We start from the raw sequence: 13,666 nt of genomic DNA, 5'->3' as shown, positions 1-13,666 counted from the left end.
GGAGACAGGATCGACATGCGGCTCGACGACCAGCGCGAAAGCAGCAATTTTCAGGACGACACGGGCCGCGGCGGCGTTGGCTTCGGCGGCGGCGGTATCGGTGGCGGTGGCCTGGGTATGATCCTGAGCCTCGTTGCGAGCCGGTTCGGGATCGTCGGCGTGGTCGTCCTTCTGCTCGGCTATTGCGCGCTGCAGTCGATCGGTGGCCTAGGCGGCGGCGGTGGGATCGGTACTGGCGGTCCCGGCGCCAGCGCACCCGCCGGCCAGTCGACGCTCGATCCGCAGACCAAGCAGTTCGTAACCCGGGTGCTCGGTTCGACCGAGGACACTTGGAGCAAGATCTTCGCCGCGCGCGGGCAGCAATACCAGCCGACCCGGCTGGTCGCTTACTCGCAGACCGATCGTTCAGGATGCGGCGTGGCGCAGTCCGCTATGGGCCCGTTCTATTGCCCCACCGACAAGGAAGTGTACCTCGACACGACCTTCTTCAACGAACTGTCGCAGCGCTTCCAGGCGCCGGGCGACTTCGCCATGGCCTATGTCATCGCGCACGAGGTCGGGCACCATGTTCAGCATCTCGAGGGTACGCTCGACCAGGCTCACAACGCGCAGGCCAGCGCCAGCGAGGCTGAAGGCAATGCGGTTCAGGTAAAGGTCGAGCTGCAAGCGGACTGCTACGCCGGCGTGTGGGCCGCCAATGCCCGCGACAGCAAGGGTCAGGCAATCATGGAGCCCGGCGACTTCGAGGAAGGCATGCGCGCCGCCCAGGCGATCGGCGACGACACGCTGCAGAAGCAGTCGCAGGGCCGGGTCGTCCCGGAGAGCTTCACCCACGGCACCAGCGCGCAGCGGATGGCCGCGCTACGGACGGGCTTCCAGTCCGGCAACCCGGACAGCTGCCGGAGCCTGTGACGGCACCAGCGCGTAGCGGGCGATATAGCCCCCGTGGTCGGACAGGGTGCCGCGGGGGAAGGGAACGGAAAGCGATGCTAGCCGGAAGGTGACCGCCTGGTCCCCGCGCGCGAACAGCCAGTCCTTGTTGCGCCTGGCGATGACCGCCGCCGCCGCAGGATCGTCCACCGGTGCGGCCCCCGCGAGCGCCGTCCGCACCGCATCGTCGCTACCCGCAAGCAGCTGGTCGCCCGTTACCAGGGCGGTGCGGGCAGCGGCGCGTCCGACGTTCATGTCGCCACCGACGATCGCGGGGGTGCCCGGCAGGATCCGGCTCGCGACGAACTGGCGCAATTCCTCGACTTGGGCCGCGTAGGCACGATCGCTGTGCCGACGACCCGCGCAGGAGCGAGCGCGCGCGTTCATGTGGGTGTCGACGACGGCTAGCGGCTGGGCAAGGCCGGGCACCGCTACCCGGACCAGCAGGGCGCCCTTGTTCGACAGGCAGTCGAGCCCGGCGCAGGCCCCACGACGGTAGACGATGCGTTCGCTGCCGAGCACCGGATAGTCCGAGAGGATCAGCAGCCCGCTGTCTTCCAGATCACCGCGACTGTCGGGACCCCGCACCGCATAGGGGTAACCGGCGATTGACCCGATCGCCTTGGCGTGCCCGGTGAAAGCCTCCTGCAGCAGAACGAGGTGGGGCTGGGTGCCAGCTGCCCGCATCGCGGCGAGACGGTCGCCGATCGCCTGAAGGTCGCGTGTACGATCGTGGACGATGGGCCAGGGCAGCCCGTGAATGTTGTAGCTGAGCACGCTGAGGTCGGCGGCGGCGGCCGGCGCGGCGGCGGCAAGCACGGCCAGGAACGGAACCAACAGACGGCGCATCGGCGGACCTCCTTATTCGAAGGCTCGCCGCTACGCCTGCGCATACGCCCGGCAGCGGACCGGATGATTACAATTTGATGAGCATCTTTCCCGTATTGGCACCGCTGAACAACCCCAGGAAGGCCTCCGGCGTTCGGTCGAGCCCTTGCACCACCGTGTCGCGGCTCTTCACCTGTCCAGCTGCGATCCACTGGCCCATGTCGCGGTAAAACTCGCCGATGCGATCCATGTAGTCAGTCCAGATGAAGCCCTGCACCCGGATCCGCGCGGCGATGATCCGCATGACATAGCGGAAGGCGGCAGGTTCGCCCCCGGCGTTGTAGCCCCCGATCATCCCACAGATCGCGAAGCGGGCATGGTTGCGGGCGTGGGCGAAGGCCGAATCGAGATGGTCGCCGCCGACATTGTCGAAGTAGACGTCGATCCCGTGGGGAGCGGCCTCGCCGAGGCTCTTGACCAGCGGACCGGCGCGATAGTCGATCGCTGAGTCGGCGCCGAGCGAGCGGACATAGTCGCACTTGTCGGGGCCGCCCGCCGACCCGATCACGGTCATGCCCTTGGCCTTGGCGATCTGAACGACGGCAGAGCCGACAGCACCGGCGGCGGCGGACACGAATACCGTATCGCCTTCCTTCGCCTCGGCTACGGCAAGGAGGCCGAAATAGGCTGTGCCGCCGGTCAGGCCGAGATTGCCGAGGAACGCTTCCGGCGGAATGCCCGGGATCGGCGGCAGCTTGTTCAGCGCCTTTGCCGGAAGAACCGCTTCGTCGCGCCAGCCGGCCATGTGCATGACGAGGTCGCCGGCAGCGAAGGAGGGATCCCGGCTCTCGACGACCTCGGCCACGGCGCCGCCTTCCATCGGCTGGTCGAGCTGGAACGGCGGCACGTAGCTCTTCACGTCATTCATGCGCCCGCGCATGTAAGGGTCGACGGACAGCCAACGATTGCGAACGTGGACCATGCCTTCTTCCAGCGGCGGGAGGCTGGCCTCCTTCAACGCGAAGTTTTCCGCTGTCGGCGTACCCTGCGGTCGGCTCATCAGGTGCCAGGCTTGCGCCATCTCTGCTTCTCCCTCGCTGCTGATGGCCGGGCTCTACGCCGGGTTGCGGCCAAGCAAAAGCCCGGCCGCATCGCTGCGGCCGGGCTCCTCGGCGACGAACTCGCCAATGGGTCAGGCGAGCTTACTCGCCGTTGTTCCCGTAGGTACCGGAGAAGCTCCGGTCGAGCATGTGCGGCCCGTCCTGATCGCGGTTGGTACTGCGATCGAAGTTGCGGGTCTGGCTCTCGTCGCGCTGACCGAACAGGGCGCTGCCGCCGCTGTTCTGCTGCTGGTTGTCGTCCTCGCGCTGGAGCTGCTGCTTGGCCTGCTGAGCGGGCTGGCTCAGCTTGACCTGATCATTGTCGATGCTGTCGATCAACGAGCAGTTGAGGCTGTGGTGATGCTGGTCCGACGAATCGTTCTTGGTCAGGATCACCTTGTCTCCACGGACCTTGTCGACCGTGCCGACATGCTCGCCGTCCGAGCCGACCACCGCCATATGCTCGCGGATCTGCTGGAGCAGCTGCCGCTTGCCCTGGCGACTGGTCCGCCAGCCAGTGAACTCGCTCTCGAACTTGTTCTGATTCTCACGACGGTAGTCGTGATAGTCATTGTCGAGTTCCTGCATCTGACGGTTCCGCCACTCATTGTAATGCGGATCGCTGTGATGCCCGGAGAAGCGCGACTGGTCGTTGCCCTGGCCATAAAGGGTCGAACCGGCACCGACGCCGCGGTTGCGGTCGCTGTCCTGGAACCGCTCCTGACGGCCATACTGCTCGCGCGAGAAGTCCTGACTGCCCATTCCGCTGCTACGGCCGTAGTCGCCGGTCATCGGACGATAGTCGGTCGAGCGGTCATCGTTACCGGAGCGGTCGTACCCCGACGAGCGATTGCTACTCTGGCTGCCATAGTTCTGCGACGAGCGACCATAGTCGCTGCGGTTCTGGTCCGAACGATTGCGATCCCAGTCCGAGCGGTTGCTGCTGGAAGAGCGGCCATAATCGTCGCTCATCGAACGGGCGTAGCTTTGGCCGCTGTCGAACCAGCCGGTCGAGCGGTTGTCGTCGCGGTCCTGGTCGCGATCCCAGCGGTTGCGGTCGGAGCCGAGATCGCCGCGGTTGCGGTCCTGGTCGCGACCATAGTCCGCCTGGCCGTAGGGCTGGTTGCTGCGATATTCGCTGCGGTAGTCGCCACGGTCGCGATTGTCGCGCCCGCCGCGGTCCTCGCCGCGCTCTTGGCTGTCCTGGCGACGGCGCCGCTCGGCGTCGTCATCTCCGAACCAGCTGGCGATCTCGTCGCCGGCGCGTTCGAAGAAGCCGCGGTTCTCCGGGTTCCGGTTGCCACCGCGGTCGTCATCGCGCCATCGCGAACCCTGCTCGCGGCCCTGCCGCGAGTCAAAACGGTCATAAGCCATACACTTCCTCCAAGGGCATGCCTTCACCGGCGGGGTACCGGCGTCGGGTGAAAAGCTAACGAAGGTTATGGGGTGCCGTTCCGGACGTTACGGCGGCGCGTTGACGTCACGAGCCAGAGCGAAAATCTGGTGAGACAAGCGGTTGCGGGCTGATGAAAGCGCCGCTAGAGAGCCCCCCACCGACAGGCGCGGGGCTGTAGCTCAGATGGGAGAGCGCTGCAATCGCACTGCAGAGGTCAGGGGTTCGATTCCCCTCAGCTCCACCAGCCTGTCCGGTCCCCGGGAGAGCAGTCGAAGGGCAATCGTGCGCCGACGATCGTCGGGACGGCATCGTCGACGATGTCGCAGTCGGCAAGGAACCATTGCGCGCTCACGGGCGCTAAGAGGCCCATTGAAGATGTCGGTTCGAAGGTCAGTCGATGACCGGGCCGCCAACGCCGCAGGATGATCAAGAGCGCCAAGTGAATCCTGCCGACCCCAGCCAGTTGTCCCGCTCCGAACTCATCGCCGCAACGGTCGAGAGCCACGCGGCGCTGGCCCGCAGCAACGAGCGCTACCAGGCCCTGTTCAACGCGGTCGACGACGGCTTCTGCATCATCGAGTTTGTGGCAGGCGCTGACGGAACGCTCAGCGACTATGTCCATATCGAGGCCAACTCCGGCTACGAGCGCCACACCGGCATCGCCGGGATCGTCGGCAAGAAGCTCAGCGACGTGGCGCCCGGCGACGAGGCAGCCTGGCTGGAACTCTACGGCGGGGTCCTGACAACCGGCGAACCGATTCGCTTCGAGCGCGAGTTCGCCGCGGTCGGTCGGCACATCGAGGTTTCGGCGGCGCGCATCGAGCCGCCCTCGCTGCGGCAGGTCTCCGTCCTGTTTCGCGACGTTACTGCCCGCAAGCGCGCGGAGACGGCGCTGCGCGAGAGCGAGGCGGTCGCGCGGGAGAACATCGAGCGGGTCCAGCTCGCGCTGGCGGCGGGGGCGATCGTCGGGACCTGGCTGTGGGACATCGCCACCGACTGCTTCACCGTCGACGAGGCGTTCGCGCGGGCTTTCGGACTCGATCCCGCGATCGGCCGGAACGGGCTCAGCCTCGAGCAGATCGTCGCCACGGTCCACCCCGACGACAAGAACGAACTGGGCGCCGCGATCGAGCGGGCGGTCCGCCGGGGCGGGTCCCACGCCCACCAGTTCCGGGTCGCACGTGCCGACGGTCGCTACTGCTGGATCGAGGCGGCGGGCCGGGTCCACCATGCGCCCGACGGAACGCCGACAAGCTTCCCGGGCGTGCTGATCGATATCGAGGAACGCCGCGCCGTCGAGGCGGAGCGCGACCGCACCGCGGCGGCGCTCCGGGCGCTTAACGAGACGCTCGAGCAGCGCGTGGTCGAGCGCACCGCCGAGCTGATGCAGGCCGAGGAAAAACTCCGCCAGGCGCAGAAGATGGAGGCGGTGGGGCAGCTGACCGGCGGCCTCGCCCACGACTTCAACAATCTTCTGGCCGGGATCTCGGGCTCGCTGGAGCTGATGAACGCGCGGCTGAGCCAGGGTCGGCTCGAGGATACTGAGCGCTACATGACTGCGGCGCTCGGGGCCACGCGGCGCGCGGCGGCGCTGACCCACCGGCTGCTCGCCTTCTCGCGCCGGCAGACGCTCGATCCCAAGCCAACCAACGTCAACGCGCTGGTCAACGGGATGACCGACCTCATCCAGCGCACGGTCGGCCCGGAGATCCGGGTCGAGACCGTCGGGGCGAGCGGCCTGTGGCCAGCGCTGGTCGACTCCAGCCAGCTCGAGAATGCGCTGCTGAACCTGTGCATCAACGCCCGCGACGCAATGCCGCACGGCGGTCGCATCACCATCGAGACCGCCAACAAGTGGCTCGATCAACAGGCAGCCGAGATGCACGACGTGCCGGAGGGGCAATATCTGTCCTTGTGCGTCTCCGACACCGGCTCGGGCATGAGCCCCGAGGTGATCGCCAAGGTCTTCGATCCCTTTTTCACGACCAAGCCACTGGGCGAGGGGACCGGCCTTGGCCTGTCGATGATCTACGGCTTCGCCAAGCAGTCCGGCGGCCAGGTTCGCATCTATTCCGAGGTGGGGGAGGGCACCACCGTGTGCATCTACCTGCCGCGCCACTATGGCGAGGTCGCCGACCCGGCGCTGCCGCAGGCGCGACCGGCGCCCGGGCCGACCGCGAGCGGCGAGACGGTGCTGGTGGTGGACGACGAGCCGACGGTCCGGATGCTGGTCACCGACGTGCTCGAGGAACTGGGCTTCGCCACGATCGAGGCGCACGACGGCGCGTCCGGGCTGGAGGTCCTGCGGTCGGACACCCGGATCGACCTGCTGATCACCGACGTCGGGCTGCCCGGCGGGATGAACGGGCGGCAGATGGCGGACGCGGCGCGGCGGCAGCGGCCCGGGCTCAGCATCCTGTTCATCACCGGCTATGCCGAGAACGCGGTGCTCGGGAACGGCCATCTCGAGCCGGGAATGGAGCTCCTGACCAAGCCTTTCGCTGTCGACACGCTGGCCAATCGGGTGCGGCAGATCATCGAACGGCAGCGGAACCGCCCGGCGCCGGAGCGCGGCGCGGCGGACTAGGCCCGGTCGCTTCGCAGCGGCGTCAGCGGCTCGAGCGCGCCGGCGGGCTCGATGCGGTCGCTGCCGAAAAAGACGGGCTCGCTCGGCGGAGGCCGGCGGCGCGGCAGGACCAGCTGGACGCTCTTGCGGACGAGCTTGACGGCATAGCCGGGCCCGAGCCTGGCGATCAGCTCGGCGGCGACCATCGGGTCGCGGTCGACGAGGAGCTGGAGGACACCGCGGGCATGATCGGCCTGGCGCCGTCGCAGCGACTGGCGGAACAGCCAGGCCGAATATTCATAAAGGCCGCGGCGCAGCTCGCGTCGGCAGTCGGGATGTCGCCCGAGCATCTCGTCGACCATCATCAGCCAGGAGCGAGCCATGCGGAGCAGGTTGCTCGACATGTTGTTGGGGAGCACACGGTAGCCGAGCAGCGCCTCCTCGACGACTTCGAACTCGTGGTGCTCGGCGACCCGGCAATAGAATAGGATGTCCTCGCACCCGCCGGCGTCGGCCGCGCGCATCGCGGGCTCAAACCCGTTGGCATCGATCAGCGCCTGGCGGCGGACCAGCGCGGCGCTTCCGTTGCCGACAAAGTTTCCCTGGAACAGGTCGCGAAGCACGTCGCCGCGATAATCGGGCTTGTGATCGGCCTCGATGATCCGACCGTCAGCGTCAATCAGCTGGTACCAGCAGTAGACTAGGCCGACGCGGGGGCCGGCACGGTCGAGCGCGGCCAGCTGCCGGCTGATCTTGATCGGAGCCCAGACGTCGTCGGCATCGACGAAGGCGATGAGGTCGCTGCGGGCTCGCCTCCAACCGTTGTTGCGCGCCGCGGCGACTCCGGCGTTCTCCTGCTCGACGAGGACGACCCGAGGGTCGGCGGCGGCATGGTCACGGACGATGCGGGCGGTGCCGTCGTCCGAGCCGTCGTCGACGACCAGGATCTCGAGCGCGCGGTGGGTCTGATTGCGGACGCTGCGTAGCGTCTCGTCGAGCGTCGCCTCGGCATTGTAGGCGGGAACGACGACGCTGACGAGGCGGTCAGCCGGCATGGCGGACCGGCCGGCGATGACGCCAATAGAAGAGCAGGCCGGACAGGTAACCGGCGACCTCCTGCCGCAGGAAGCGGTCGTCGGGAACGCGGCGGCCTGTCAGCCGCCGCCGCAGTCGCCCGGCGTACCAGCGGGGCAGCCAGACCAGCGCCCGGCGGCGGTTCACCGCCATGCCGGTGTCCTCGTACTGGATCAGCAGCGAGGCGGCGTTGCCGCGCATGTAGGCGCGCAGCTGGCTGGCGAGCCCATCCATCCCGCGGCGGTGATAGTGGAAGGCGACCGAGCGCGGCTCGTAGCGGCAGTCGAACCCGCGGGCGAGCAGCCGGTACCAATATTCGCTGTCGCCCGAGCAGCCGGCCTGGCCCACGTCGAGCCGCTCGTCGAACAGTCCGGCCTCCGCGAAGACCGAGCGGCGGAAGGCCATGCTCGCGCCGGCGCCGACAGTCGACGCCTGGAAGGCGGCGGCCGCGGGACCACGGACCAGCGAGGCCGGGAAATCGATCGGGTCGTAGCCGCGGCCGAACGACCAGTAGGTCTCGAAGTGGAGCTGGGCCTCGCTCGCCAGCTCGGCCGGGAGGACGAGACCGGTGACCCCGCCGACGGCCGGGCTGGTGAAGCTGGCGACCAGCGCCTCCAGCCAGCGCGGGTGAAGGACCACGTCGTCGTCGGTGTAGGCGACGATCTCGCCGCTCGCGCGAAGGGCGCCGGCGTTGCGGGCAAAGTCGAGCCCGGGGCGGTCCTCGCGGACGTAGACGGCGCCGGCTGCCTCCGCGACGGCGCGGGTCTCGGCGGTCCGCGAGGCATTGTCGACGACGATCACCTCGGCGGGGACGAGCGTCTGGTCGGGGAGCGAGGCAAGGCAGCGGCGGAGCTCGGCCGGGCGGTCGCGGGTGCAGATGACGACGCTGGCGCAGGGCGGCGGTGCGCTTGGAAGCGGCGCGGCAGGTCGGGTCGCTTCGACGGAGCGGGTAACCCCGTCCGGGCCGCGCAGCCGGTGCGCAACCGGGAGCCCGTCGCGCCACCCGACCAGCATCGGCTCGGGCGCGTCGTCGGGAAAGGGCCCGTCGGCGAGGTCGATGTGGCGGACTCCGGGGCCGAGCGGGAGGTCGGTCAGGGGCGCGGGCGGGGCGGCCATGTCAGGTCTTCTCGATCTGCCAATGGCGTGGCGGGTCGACGATCCCCGGCGTGGGCCGCAGCGCGCTGACCTGGAGCGGGTAGACGCGGCGGTGATAGTCGTAGGTGTGCTGCCAGCCCGCCTCGTAGAGCCCGACGTCGATGAAATAGTCGCCGGCGGCGACGTCGAGCCGCTCGACCGTGAGCCGGGCGCGGCGGAGGCCGGGGCCGGCGGGGGCGGGGAAGCCGTCGACCGCGCTGTTGAGGTCGAGGATCTTGTTCCCCTCGCCGTCGCCGAGCGCGACGACGAGCAGCGGAGTGTCCGCTTGGTGCGAGCGCCAGCTGACCTCGACCGCGAAGGAAGCGCCGGTATCGATGATCTCGACATCGCGGCCGTCACCGCCGAGGATGCGGACGTCGACGATCTCGTGCTCGAACGAGCCGAAGCGGTTCTCGCCGGAGCGGAGCAGGGTCCCGCCGCGGGTCCGCCGGTCGTCGACATGACCCTGGACCTCGCCGAGCAGCTGGGTGGCCATGGCGACACGGTAGGCGCCGACGACGGCCTTGGGCTCGCCATGCTCGACCATCTCTCCGCGGCGCAGCCACAGCACCTCGCGGCACATGGCGGTGACCTGGCCGAGGTCGTGCGAGGCAAGGACGATCGCGGCACCCTCGTCGAGGAAGCCGCCGATGCGGCGAAGGCACTTGGCCTGGAAGGCGCCGTCACCGACCGACAGCAGCTCGTCGATCAGCAGCACATCGGGGCGGCCGTGCACCGCCACCGCGAAGCCGAGCCGGAGCTTCATCCCGGCGCTGTAGGTGCGGAAGGGATTGTCGATGAAGTTCTCGAGCTCGGCGAAGGCGACGATCTCGTCGAAACGGGCGAGCACCTCGCGCCGCGAGAGGCCGGCGACGACCCCGCCGATCATCAGATTCTCGCGACCACTGAGGTCGGAGTGCATGCCGGCGTTGAGGTCGAGCAGGCCGGTGACATGGCCGTGGGTGACGACCCGCCCCTCGTCGGGATGGAGCACGCCGCCGAGCAGTCGCAGGAGGGTCGACTTGCCCGAGCCGTTGTGGCCAACGACCCCGAGCATGGTCCCCGGCGCGACTTCGAGGTCGATGTTGCGGAGCGCCCAGAATCGCTCGTCGGAGCGGTTGCTGCGGAACCCGCCCATCATCGACTGCTTCAGCGTCGATGACTGTCCTTGGCCGTAGCGGCGGAAGCGCTTGCCGGCGTTCGCCACCGAGATCCGGCCGCCCATCAGATTTCTTCCAGGAAGCGGAAGCGGGCCCGGCGAAAATAGGCGATCCCGGCACCTAGCAGGAGGGCGCCGGCGATCCCGGCGCCGAGCAGCGAGCCGGGCGCGGGCCAGCGGTCGTCGAGGAGGATGTCGCGGTACGCCTCGATCATGTGCGCCATGGGATTGAACTGGAACACCCAGTGATAACGCGCCGGGATGCGGTCGGTGCTGTAGAAGATCGGGGTGACGTAGTAGCCGAGCTGGAGGATGATCGGCAGGATATGCTCGACGTCGCGGAAGGCGACATTCACCGCCGCGACGAGATAGGCAAGGCCGAGGATCAGCACGAAGTTGATCGCCAGCACCAGCGGCAAAGCGGCGAGCGCCAGCCCCGGGCGAGCGCCTTCGAACAGGAGGATGGCGGCGAGCACGGGCGCGGAAAGGAGAAGGTTGAGCAGCGCCGTGCTGGTCGAGACGACCGGCAGGGTGCCGACCGGAAAGCCGGGCTGGCTGACGAGACCCGGATTGCCCGATATGCTGCTCGCCGCCGACGTCAGCGAGTTCTGCAGCCAGCTCCAGCTCAGGATGCCGACAAAGGCAAAGGAGGCGTAGCGCGGGGTCTTCACCGCGAGCACCTCGCTGAACACGAAGTAGAAGATGAATAGGAACAGCAGCGGGTTGATGACCGACCACAGCATGCCGACGCGGGTGTGCTTGTAGCGCCCGCGGAAGTCGCGCAGCACGAGCAGATAGGTCACCTCGAGCGGTCGGCGAAGCACGCTGCTGATCAGACGACCGGTCCTTGTGGCGAAAGCGCTGGCATCGGGCCGTCCGTATCAGGATTGCCGATCGGGAACAGCGGTCTTTCCTTCTTGAGGTCGGCGCTGTGCCGGCGGCGGTGCCAGCGCTGGCGGACCAGCTCGGCGAAGCTCAGGGCCGCGACGCGGGGATCGGCACGGAACATGCGGCCGAGCAGACGGGCTGCCTGTCCCGCGTCGCCCTCGCGCAGGCTGCGGGCCATCATGAAGCGCATGAAGCGGATGTGCCCCTCGTCAGCGGCGGGCCGCAGCTCCGGGTGGCGGACAACCAGGTCGTTGGCGCAGATGTCGCGGGAGCGAACCATTCGGGCCGCGTTGCTCGACATGTTGCCGGGCAGCTCGCGGTAGCCGGTCAGATAGTCACGGACGGCGACGAACTCGTGGTGCTCGGCGATGGCGAGGTAGAGGCGATAGTCCTCGCTCCCCTCGGCGCCGCGGCGGCGGAGCGAGCTGTCGTAGCAGCCGGCCGCTTCGACCGCGCTGCGGAGCATCAGCGCGTTGCTCCCGGTACCGACGAAGTTGAACCGGCAGAGCTCGGCGAGCACATTGCCCTCCGAGCGGCCGCGGCTCTCGCGGCGGGTGATCCGGTTGTCCTCGTCGATGACGCAGAACCAGGTGTAGACGAGGCCCGGCTCGCCGCCGTGGCGGGCGACCGCGGCCATCTGCAGCTCGATCTTGTCGCGGGACCAGAGGTCGTCCGCGTCCACGGGGGCGATGTAGCGACTCGCCGTGGCGGCGATGCCGCGGTTGCGGGCGTGGGCAACGCCTGCGTTGGGCTGGGCGATGACTTGGACCCGGTGGTCCGCGGCGGCATGGCGGCGGGCGATCGCGACGGTCGCGTCGGTCGACCCGTCGTCGACCACGACGATGTCGAGCGCGGTCCAGCTTTGGGCGCGGACGCTGAGCAGCGTGTCGCCGATCGTTTGCTCGGCATTGTAGGCGGGGATGATGACCGCGACCGTCTCGCTGGCCGCGGCAGGAGGATGCCAGCCGGGCGTAGCTAGACCCATTGCGTTGTCGAACCGAAGCGGAAGGGCGTGCGGTGGAGAAGAGGGGTCAGGTCCGCGCGGCGGTTGTTCAGACTGGCGATGCCGCGCACCCCTGACGCTCCTTACACGTTCACACACCTGGCGCGGTGTCACCCGGCCCTGCCCTCACGCGGGTCTAAGCGGCTGAACAACCGCAAGGTTCACCGAACTTGGCGGAATCGCGAAATCTTGTCAGGAAACGCTCATCAACGGTCGGCGTCGCGCTTGGCCCATTCCTTGTTGAGCGCCAGAGCCGCGAGCGTGCACAGAGCGCCCGAGAGAAGGTAGACGCCGACCGCCCAAACGCCGAAGCGGCTGGCCACGAACAGGGCGACGAGCGGCGCGAACCCGGCGCCGATGACCCAGGCCGAATTGGCCGTGATCGCGGCCCCGGTGTAGCGCCGATAGACCGGGAAGCTGCCGTTCACCGCGCCCTGCGACTGGCCGAAGGCAAGGCCGAGCAGCGCGAAGCCGCCGATCATGTAGACGGTCTCGCCGAGCGTGCCGCCCTTGAGCAACTGCGGGGCGAAGCCGCTATAGACGGCGATCAGCGCGGCCGAGACGCCGAGTACCGCGCGGCGCCCAACCCGGTCGGCGATGAGGCCGGAGGCCATGATCGCCAGCACGAAGGCGACCGCGCCGACCAGCTCGATGACGAGGAAGTGGAGCGGCGGCTCGCCAGTGAAGAGGGTGACCCACGAAAGCGGGAAGACGGTGACGAGGTGGAAGAGGGCGAAGCTAGCCAGCGGGGCGAAGGCGCCGAGCAGGATCGTCCGCCACTCGGCGAAGAGGGTCTCGAACGCCGGTGCCGGCTGCAGCTCGCGGCTCTCGAACAGCTCCTTGAATTCCGGCGTGGCGACCAGGCGGAGGCGGGCGAACAGCGCGACGACGTTGATCGCGAAGGCAACGAAGAAGGGGTAGCGCCAGCCCCAGCTGAGGAAGTCCTCGGGCGAGAGGGTCGCGAGGAAGAAGGAGAAGAGCGCGGCGGCGACGATGAGGCCGAGCGGTGCGCCGAGCTGGGGGATCATCGCGTACCAGCCGCGCCGATCCTTGGGTGCGTTGAGCGCCAGGAGCGAGGCGAGCCCGTCCCACGAGCCGCCGAGCGCCATGCCCTGACCCATTCTGAACAGCGCGAGCAGCGCGGCCGAGGCCCAGCCGATCTGCTCGAAGGAGGGCAGGAAGGCGATCGCCATGGTCGAGCCGCCGAGCAGGAACAGCGCGATGGTGAGCTTGACACCCTTTCCATGCTCGCGGTCGACCCACATGAAGAGGAGGGTGCCGAACGGCCGGGCAAGGAAGGCGAGGGCGAAGACGGCGAAGGAGGCGAGCGTTCCGGTCAGCGGATCGAGCGCCGGGAAGACCAGCTTGGGGAAGACCAGCACCGAGGCCAGCGCGTAGACGAAGAAGTCGAAGAACTCGCTGGTGCGGCCGACGATCACGCCGATCGCGATCTCCCCGGGACGGATGTCCCGGTCCCGCGCGTTCACCTGGCGCGCGTCCTGCTCGAGCGGGGTGGAATTGGCTGCGGAGGTCATGGTCGTCCCGGTGATGGTCTGAAAGCCTTATGGAACCAAAGCGACGGCGGTGA

General features: G+C 68.4%; 11 protein-coding genes and 1 tRNA gene. 3 read left to right on the top strand and 9 right to left on the bottom strand.

What is annotated here, in order from left to right:
• Positions 1-15 precede the first annotated feature (15 nt).
• The gene (gene ypfJ / locus HMF7854_RS11555) at positions 16-912 is read left to right on the top strand and encodes a KPN_02809 family neutral zinc metallopeptidase (protein WP_126719231.1); all 897 of its coding nucleotides are present in this window, start codon (positions 16-18) and stop codon (positions 910-912) included.
• Here ypfJ and HMF7854_RS11550 read toward each other — a convergent pair.
• The 3 genes from HMF7854_RS11550 to HMF7854_RS11540 all read right to left on the bottom strand — a co-directional run bounded on the left by HMF7854_RS11550 (position 862) and on the right by HMF7854_RS11540 (position 4,232).
• Entirely contained in the window at positions 862-1,779 is a 918-nt protein-coding gene (locus HMF7854_RS11550) for an endonuclease/exonuclease/phosphatase family protein (RefSeq protein WP_126719230.1), read from the bottom strand. The two genes, ypfJ and HMF7854_RS11550, sit on opposite strands and share 51 nt — an antisense overlap.
• A 67-nt stretch (positions 1,780-1,846) precedes the next feature.
• Positions 1,847-2,839, bottom strand: a complete 993-nt coding sequence (locus HMF7854_RS11545) for an NADP-dependent oxidoreductase (protein WP_126719229.1) — start codon at positions 2,837-2,839, stop codon at positions 1,847-1,849.
• 121 nt (positions 2,840-2,960) lie between these two features.
• Complete coding sequence (locus HMF7854_RS11540; protein WP_126719228.1) at positions 2,961-4,232, bottom strand: DUF2171 domain-containing protein; 1,272 nt, start codon at positions 4,230-4,232, stop codon at positions 2,961-2,963.
• A 190-nt stretch (positions 4,233-4,422) separates the two neighbouring features.
• Here HMF7854_RS11540 and HMF7854_RS11535 point away from each other — a divergent pair.
• Both HMF7854_RS11535 and HMF7854_RS11530 read left to right on the top strand, forming a co-directional pair.
• Positions 4,423-4,498 (top strand) — tRNA-Ala (locus HMF7854_RS11535).
• A gap of 195 nt (positions 4,499-4,693) precedes the next feature.
• Positions 4,694-6,841 (top strand): ATP-binding protein, encoded by a 2,148-nt coding sequence (locus tag HMF7854_RS11530; protein ID WP_239016951.1) that lies wholly within the window; start codon positions 4,694-4,696, stop codon positions 6,839-6,841.
• Here HMF7854_RS11530 and HMF7854_RS11525 read toward each other — a convergent pair.
• The 6 genes from HMF7854_RS11525 to HMF7854_RS11500 all read right to left on the bottom strand — a co-directional run bounded on the left by HMF7854_RS11525 (position 6,838) and on the right by HMF7854_RS11500 (position 13,613).
• A complete protein-coding gene (locus tag HMF7854_RS11525) occupies positions 6,838-7,875 on the bottom strand; it encodes a glycosyltransferase family 2 protein (protein WP_126719226.1) in 1,038 nt (345 codons plus the stop codon). The two genes, HMF7854_RS11530 and HMF7854_RS11525, sit on opposite strands and share 4 nt — an antisense overlap.
• The gene (locus HMF7854_RS11520; RefSeq protein WP_126719225.1) at positions 7,865-9,010 is read right to left on the bottom strand and encodes a glycosyltransferase; all 1,146 of its coding nucleotides are present in this window, start codon (positions 9,008-9,010) and stop codon (positions 7,865-7,867) included. Before HMF7854_RS11520 ends, HMF7854_RS11525 begins: the two co-directional genes overlap by 11 nt.
• 1 nt (position 9,011) lies before the next feature.
• The gene (locus tag HMF7854_RS11515; protein WP_126719224.1) at positions 9,012-10,253 is read right to left on the bottom strand and encodes an ABC transporter ATP-binding protein; all 1,242 of its coding nucleotides are present in this window, start codon (positions 10,251-10,253) and stop codon (positions 9,012-9,014) included.
• Positions 10,253-11,011, bottom strand: a complete 759-nt coding sequence (locus HMF7854_RS11510; RefSeq protein ID WP_185829263.1) for an ABC transporter permease — start codon at positions 11,009-11,011, stop codon at positions 10,253-10,255. Before HMF7854_RS11510 ends, HMF7854_RS11515 begins: the two co-directional genes overlap by 1 nt.
• Positions 11,012-11,019: 8 nt before the next feature.
• Positions 11,020-12,060: a glycosyltransferase family 2 protein gene (locus HMF7854_RS11505; RefSeq protein ID WP_126719222.1), complete on the bottom strand. Its 1,041-nt coding sequence runs from the start codon at positions 12,058-12,060 to the stop codon at positions 11,020-11,022.
• 224 nt (positions 12,061-12,284) lie between these two features.
• Entirely contained in the window at positions 12,285-13,613 is a 1,329-nt protein-coding gene (locus HMF7854_RS11500) for an MFS transporter (RefSeq protein ID WP_126719221.1), read from the bottom strand.
• Positions 13,614-13,666: the final 53 nt, after the last annotated feature.

This window comes from Sphingomonas ginkgonis, from assembly GCF_003970925.1.
In the GTDB taxonomy this organism is placed as follows: domain Bacteria; phylum Pseudomonadota; class Alphaproteobacteria; order Sphingomonadales; family Sphingomonadaceae; genus Sphingomicrobium; species Sphingomicrobium ginkgonis.
Note: the sequence above shows the minus strand (reverse complement) of the source record. Positions and strands in the feature narration are given on the sequence as shown.

Excerpts from the sequence above, each read along its gene's own strand:
- HMF7854_RS11540 (WP_126719228.1), bottom strand. The coding sequence starts at position 4,232 with ATGGCTTATGACCGTTTTGACTCGCGGCAGGGCCGCGAGCAGGGTTCG.
- HMF7854_RS11515 (WP_126719224.1), bottom strand. The coding sequence starts at position 10,253 with ATGGGCGGCCGGATCTCGGTGGCGAACGCCGGCAAGCGCTTCCGCCGC.
- HMF7854_RS11505 (WP_126719222.1), bottom strand. The coding sequence starts at position 12,060 with ATGGGTCTAGCTACGCCCGGCTGGCATCCTCCTGCCGCGGCCAGCGAG.
- HMF7854_RS11550 (WP_126719230.1), bottom strand. The coding sequence starts at position 1,779 with ATGCGCCGTCTGTTGGTTCCGTTCCTGGCCGTGCTTGCCGCCGCCGCG.
- HMF7854_RS11500 (WP_126719221.1), bottom strand. The coding sequence starts at position 13,613 with ATGACCTCCGCAGCCAATTCCACCCCGCTCGAGCAGGACGCGCGCCAG.
- HMF7854_RS11520 (WP_126719225.1), bottom strand. The coding sequence starts at position 9,010 with ATGGCCGCCCCGCCCGCGCCCCTGACCGACCTCCCGCTCGGCCCCGGA.
- ypfJ (WP_126719231.1), top strand. The coding sequence starts at position 16 with ATGCGGCTCGACGACCAGCGCGAAAGCAGCAATTTTCAGGACGACACG.
- HMF7854_RS11525 (WP_126719226.1), bottom strand. The coding sequence starts at position 7,875 with ATGCCGGCTGACCGCCTCGTCAGCGTCGTCGTTCCCGCCTACAATGCC.
- HMF7854_RS11545 (WP_126719229.1), bottom strand. The coding sequence starts at position 2,839 with ATGGCGCAAGCCTGGCACCTGATGAGCCGACCGCAGGGTACGCCGACA.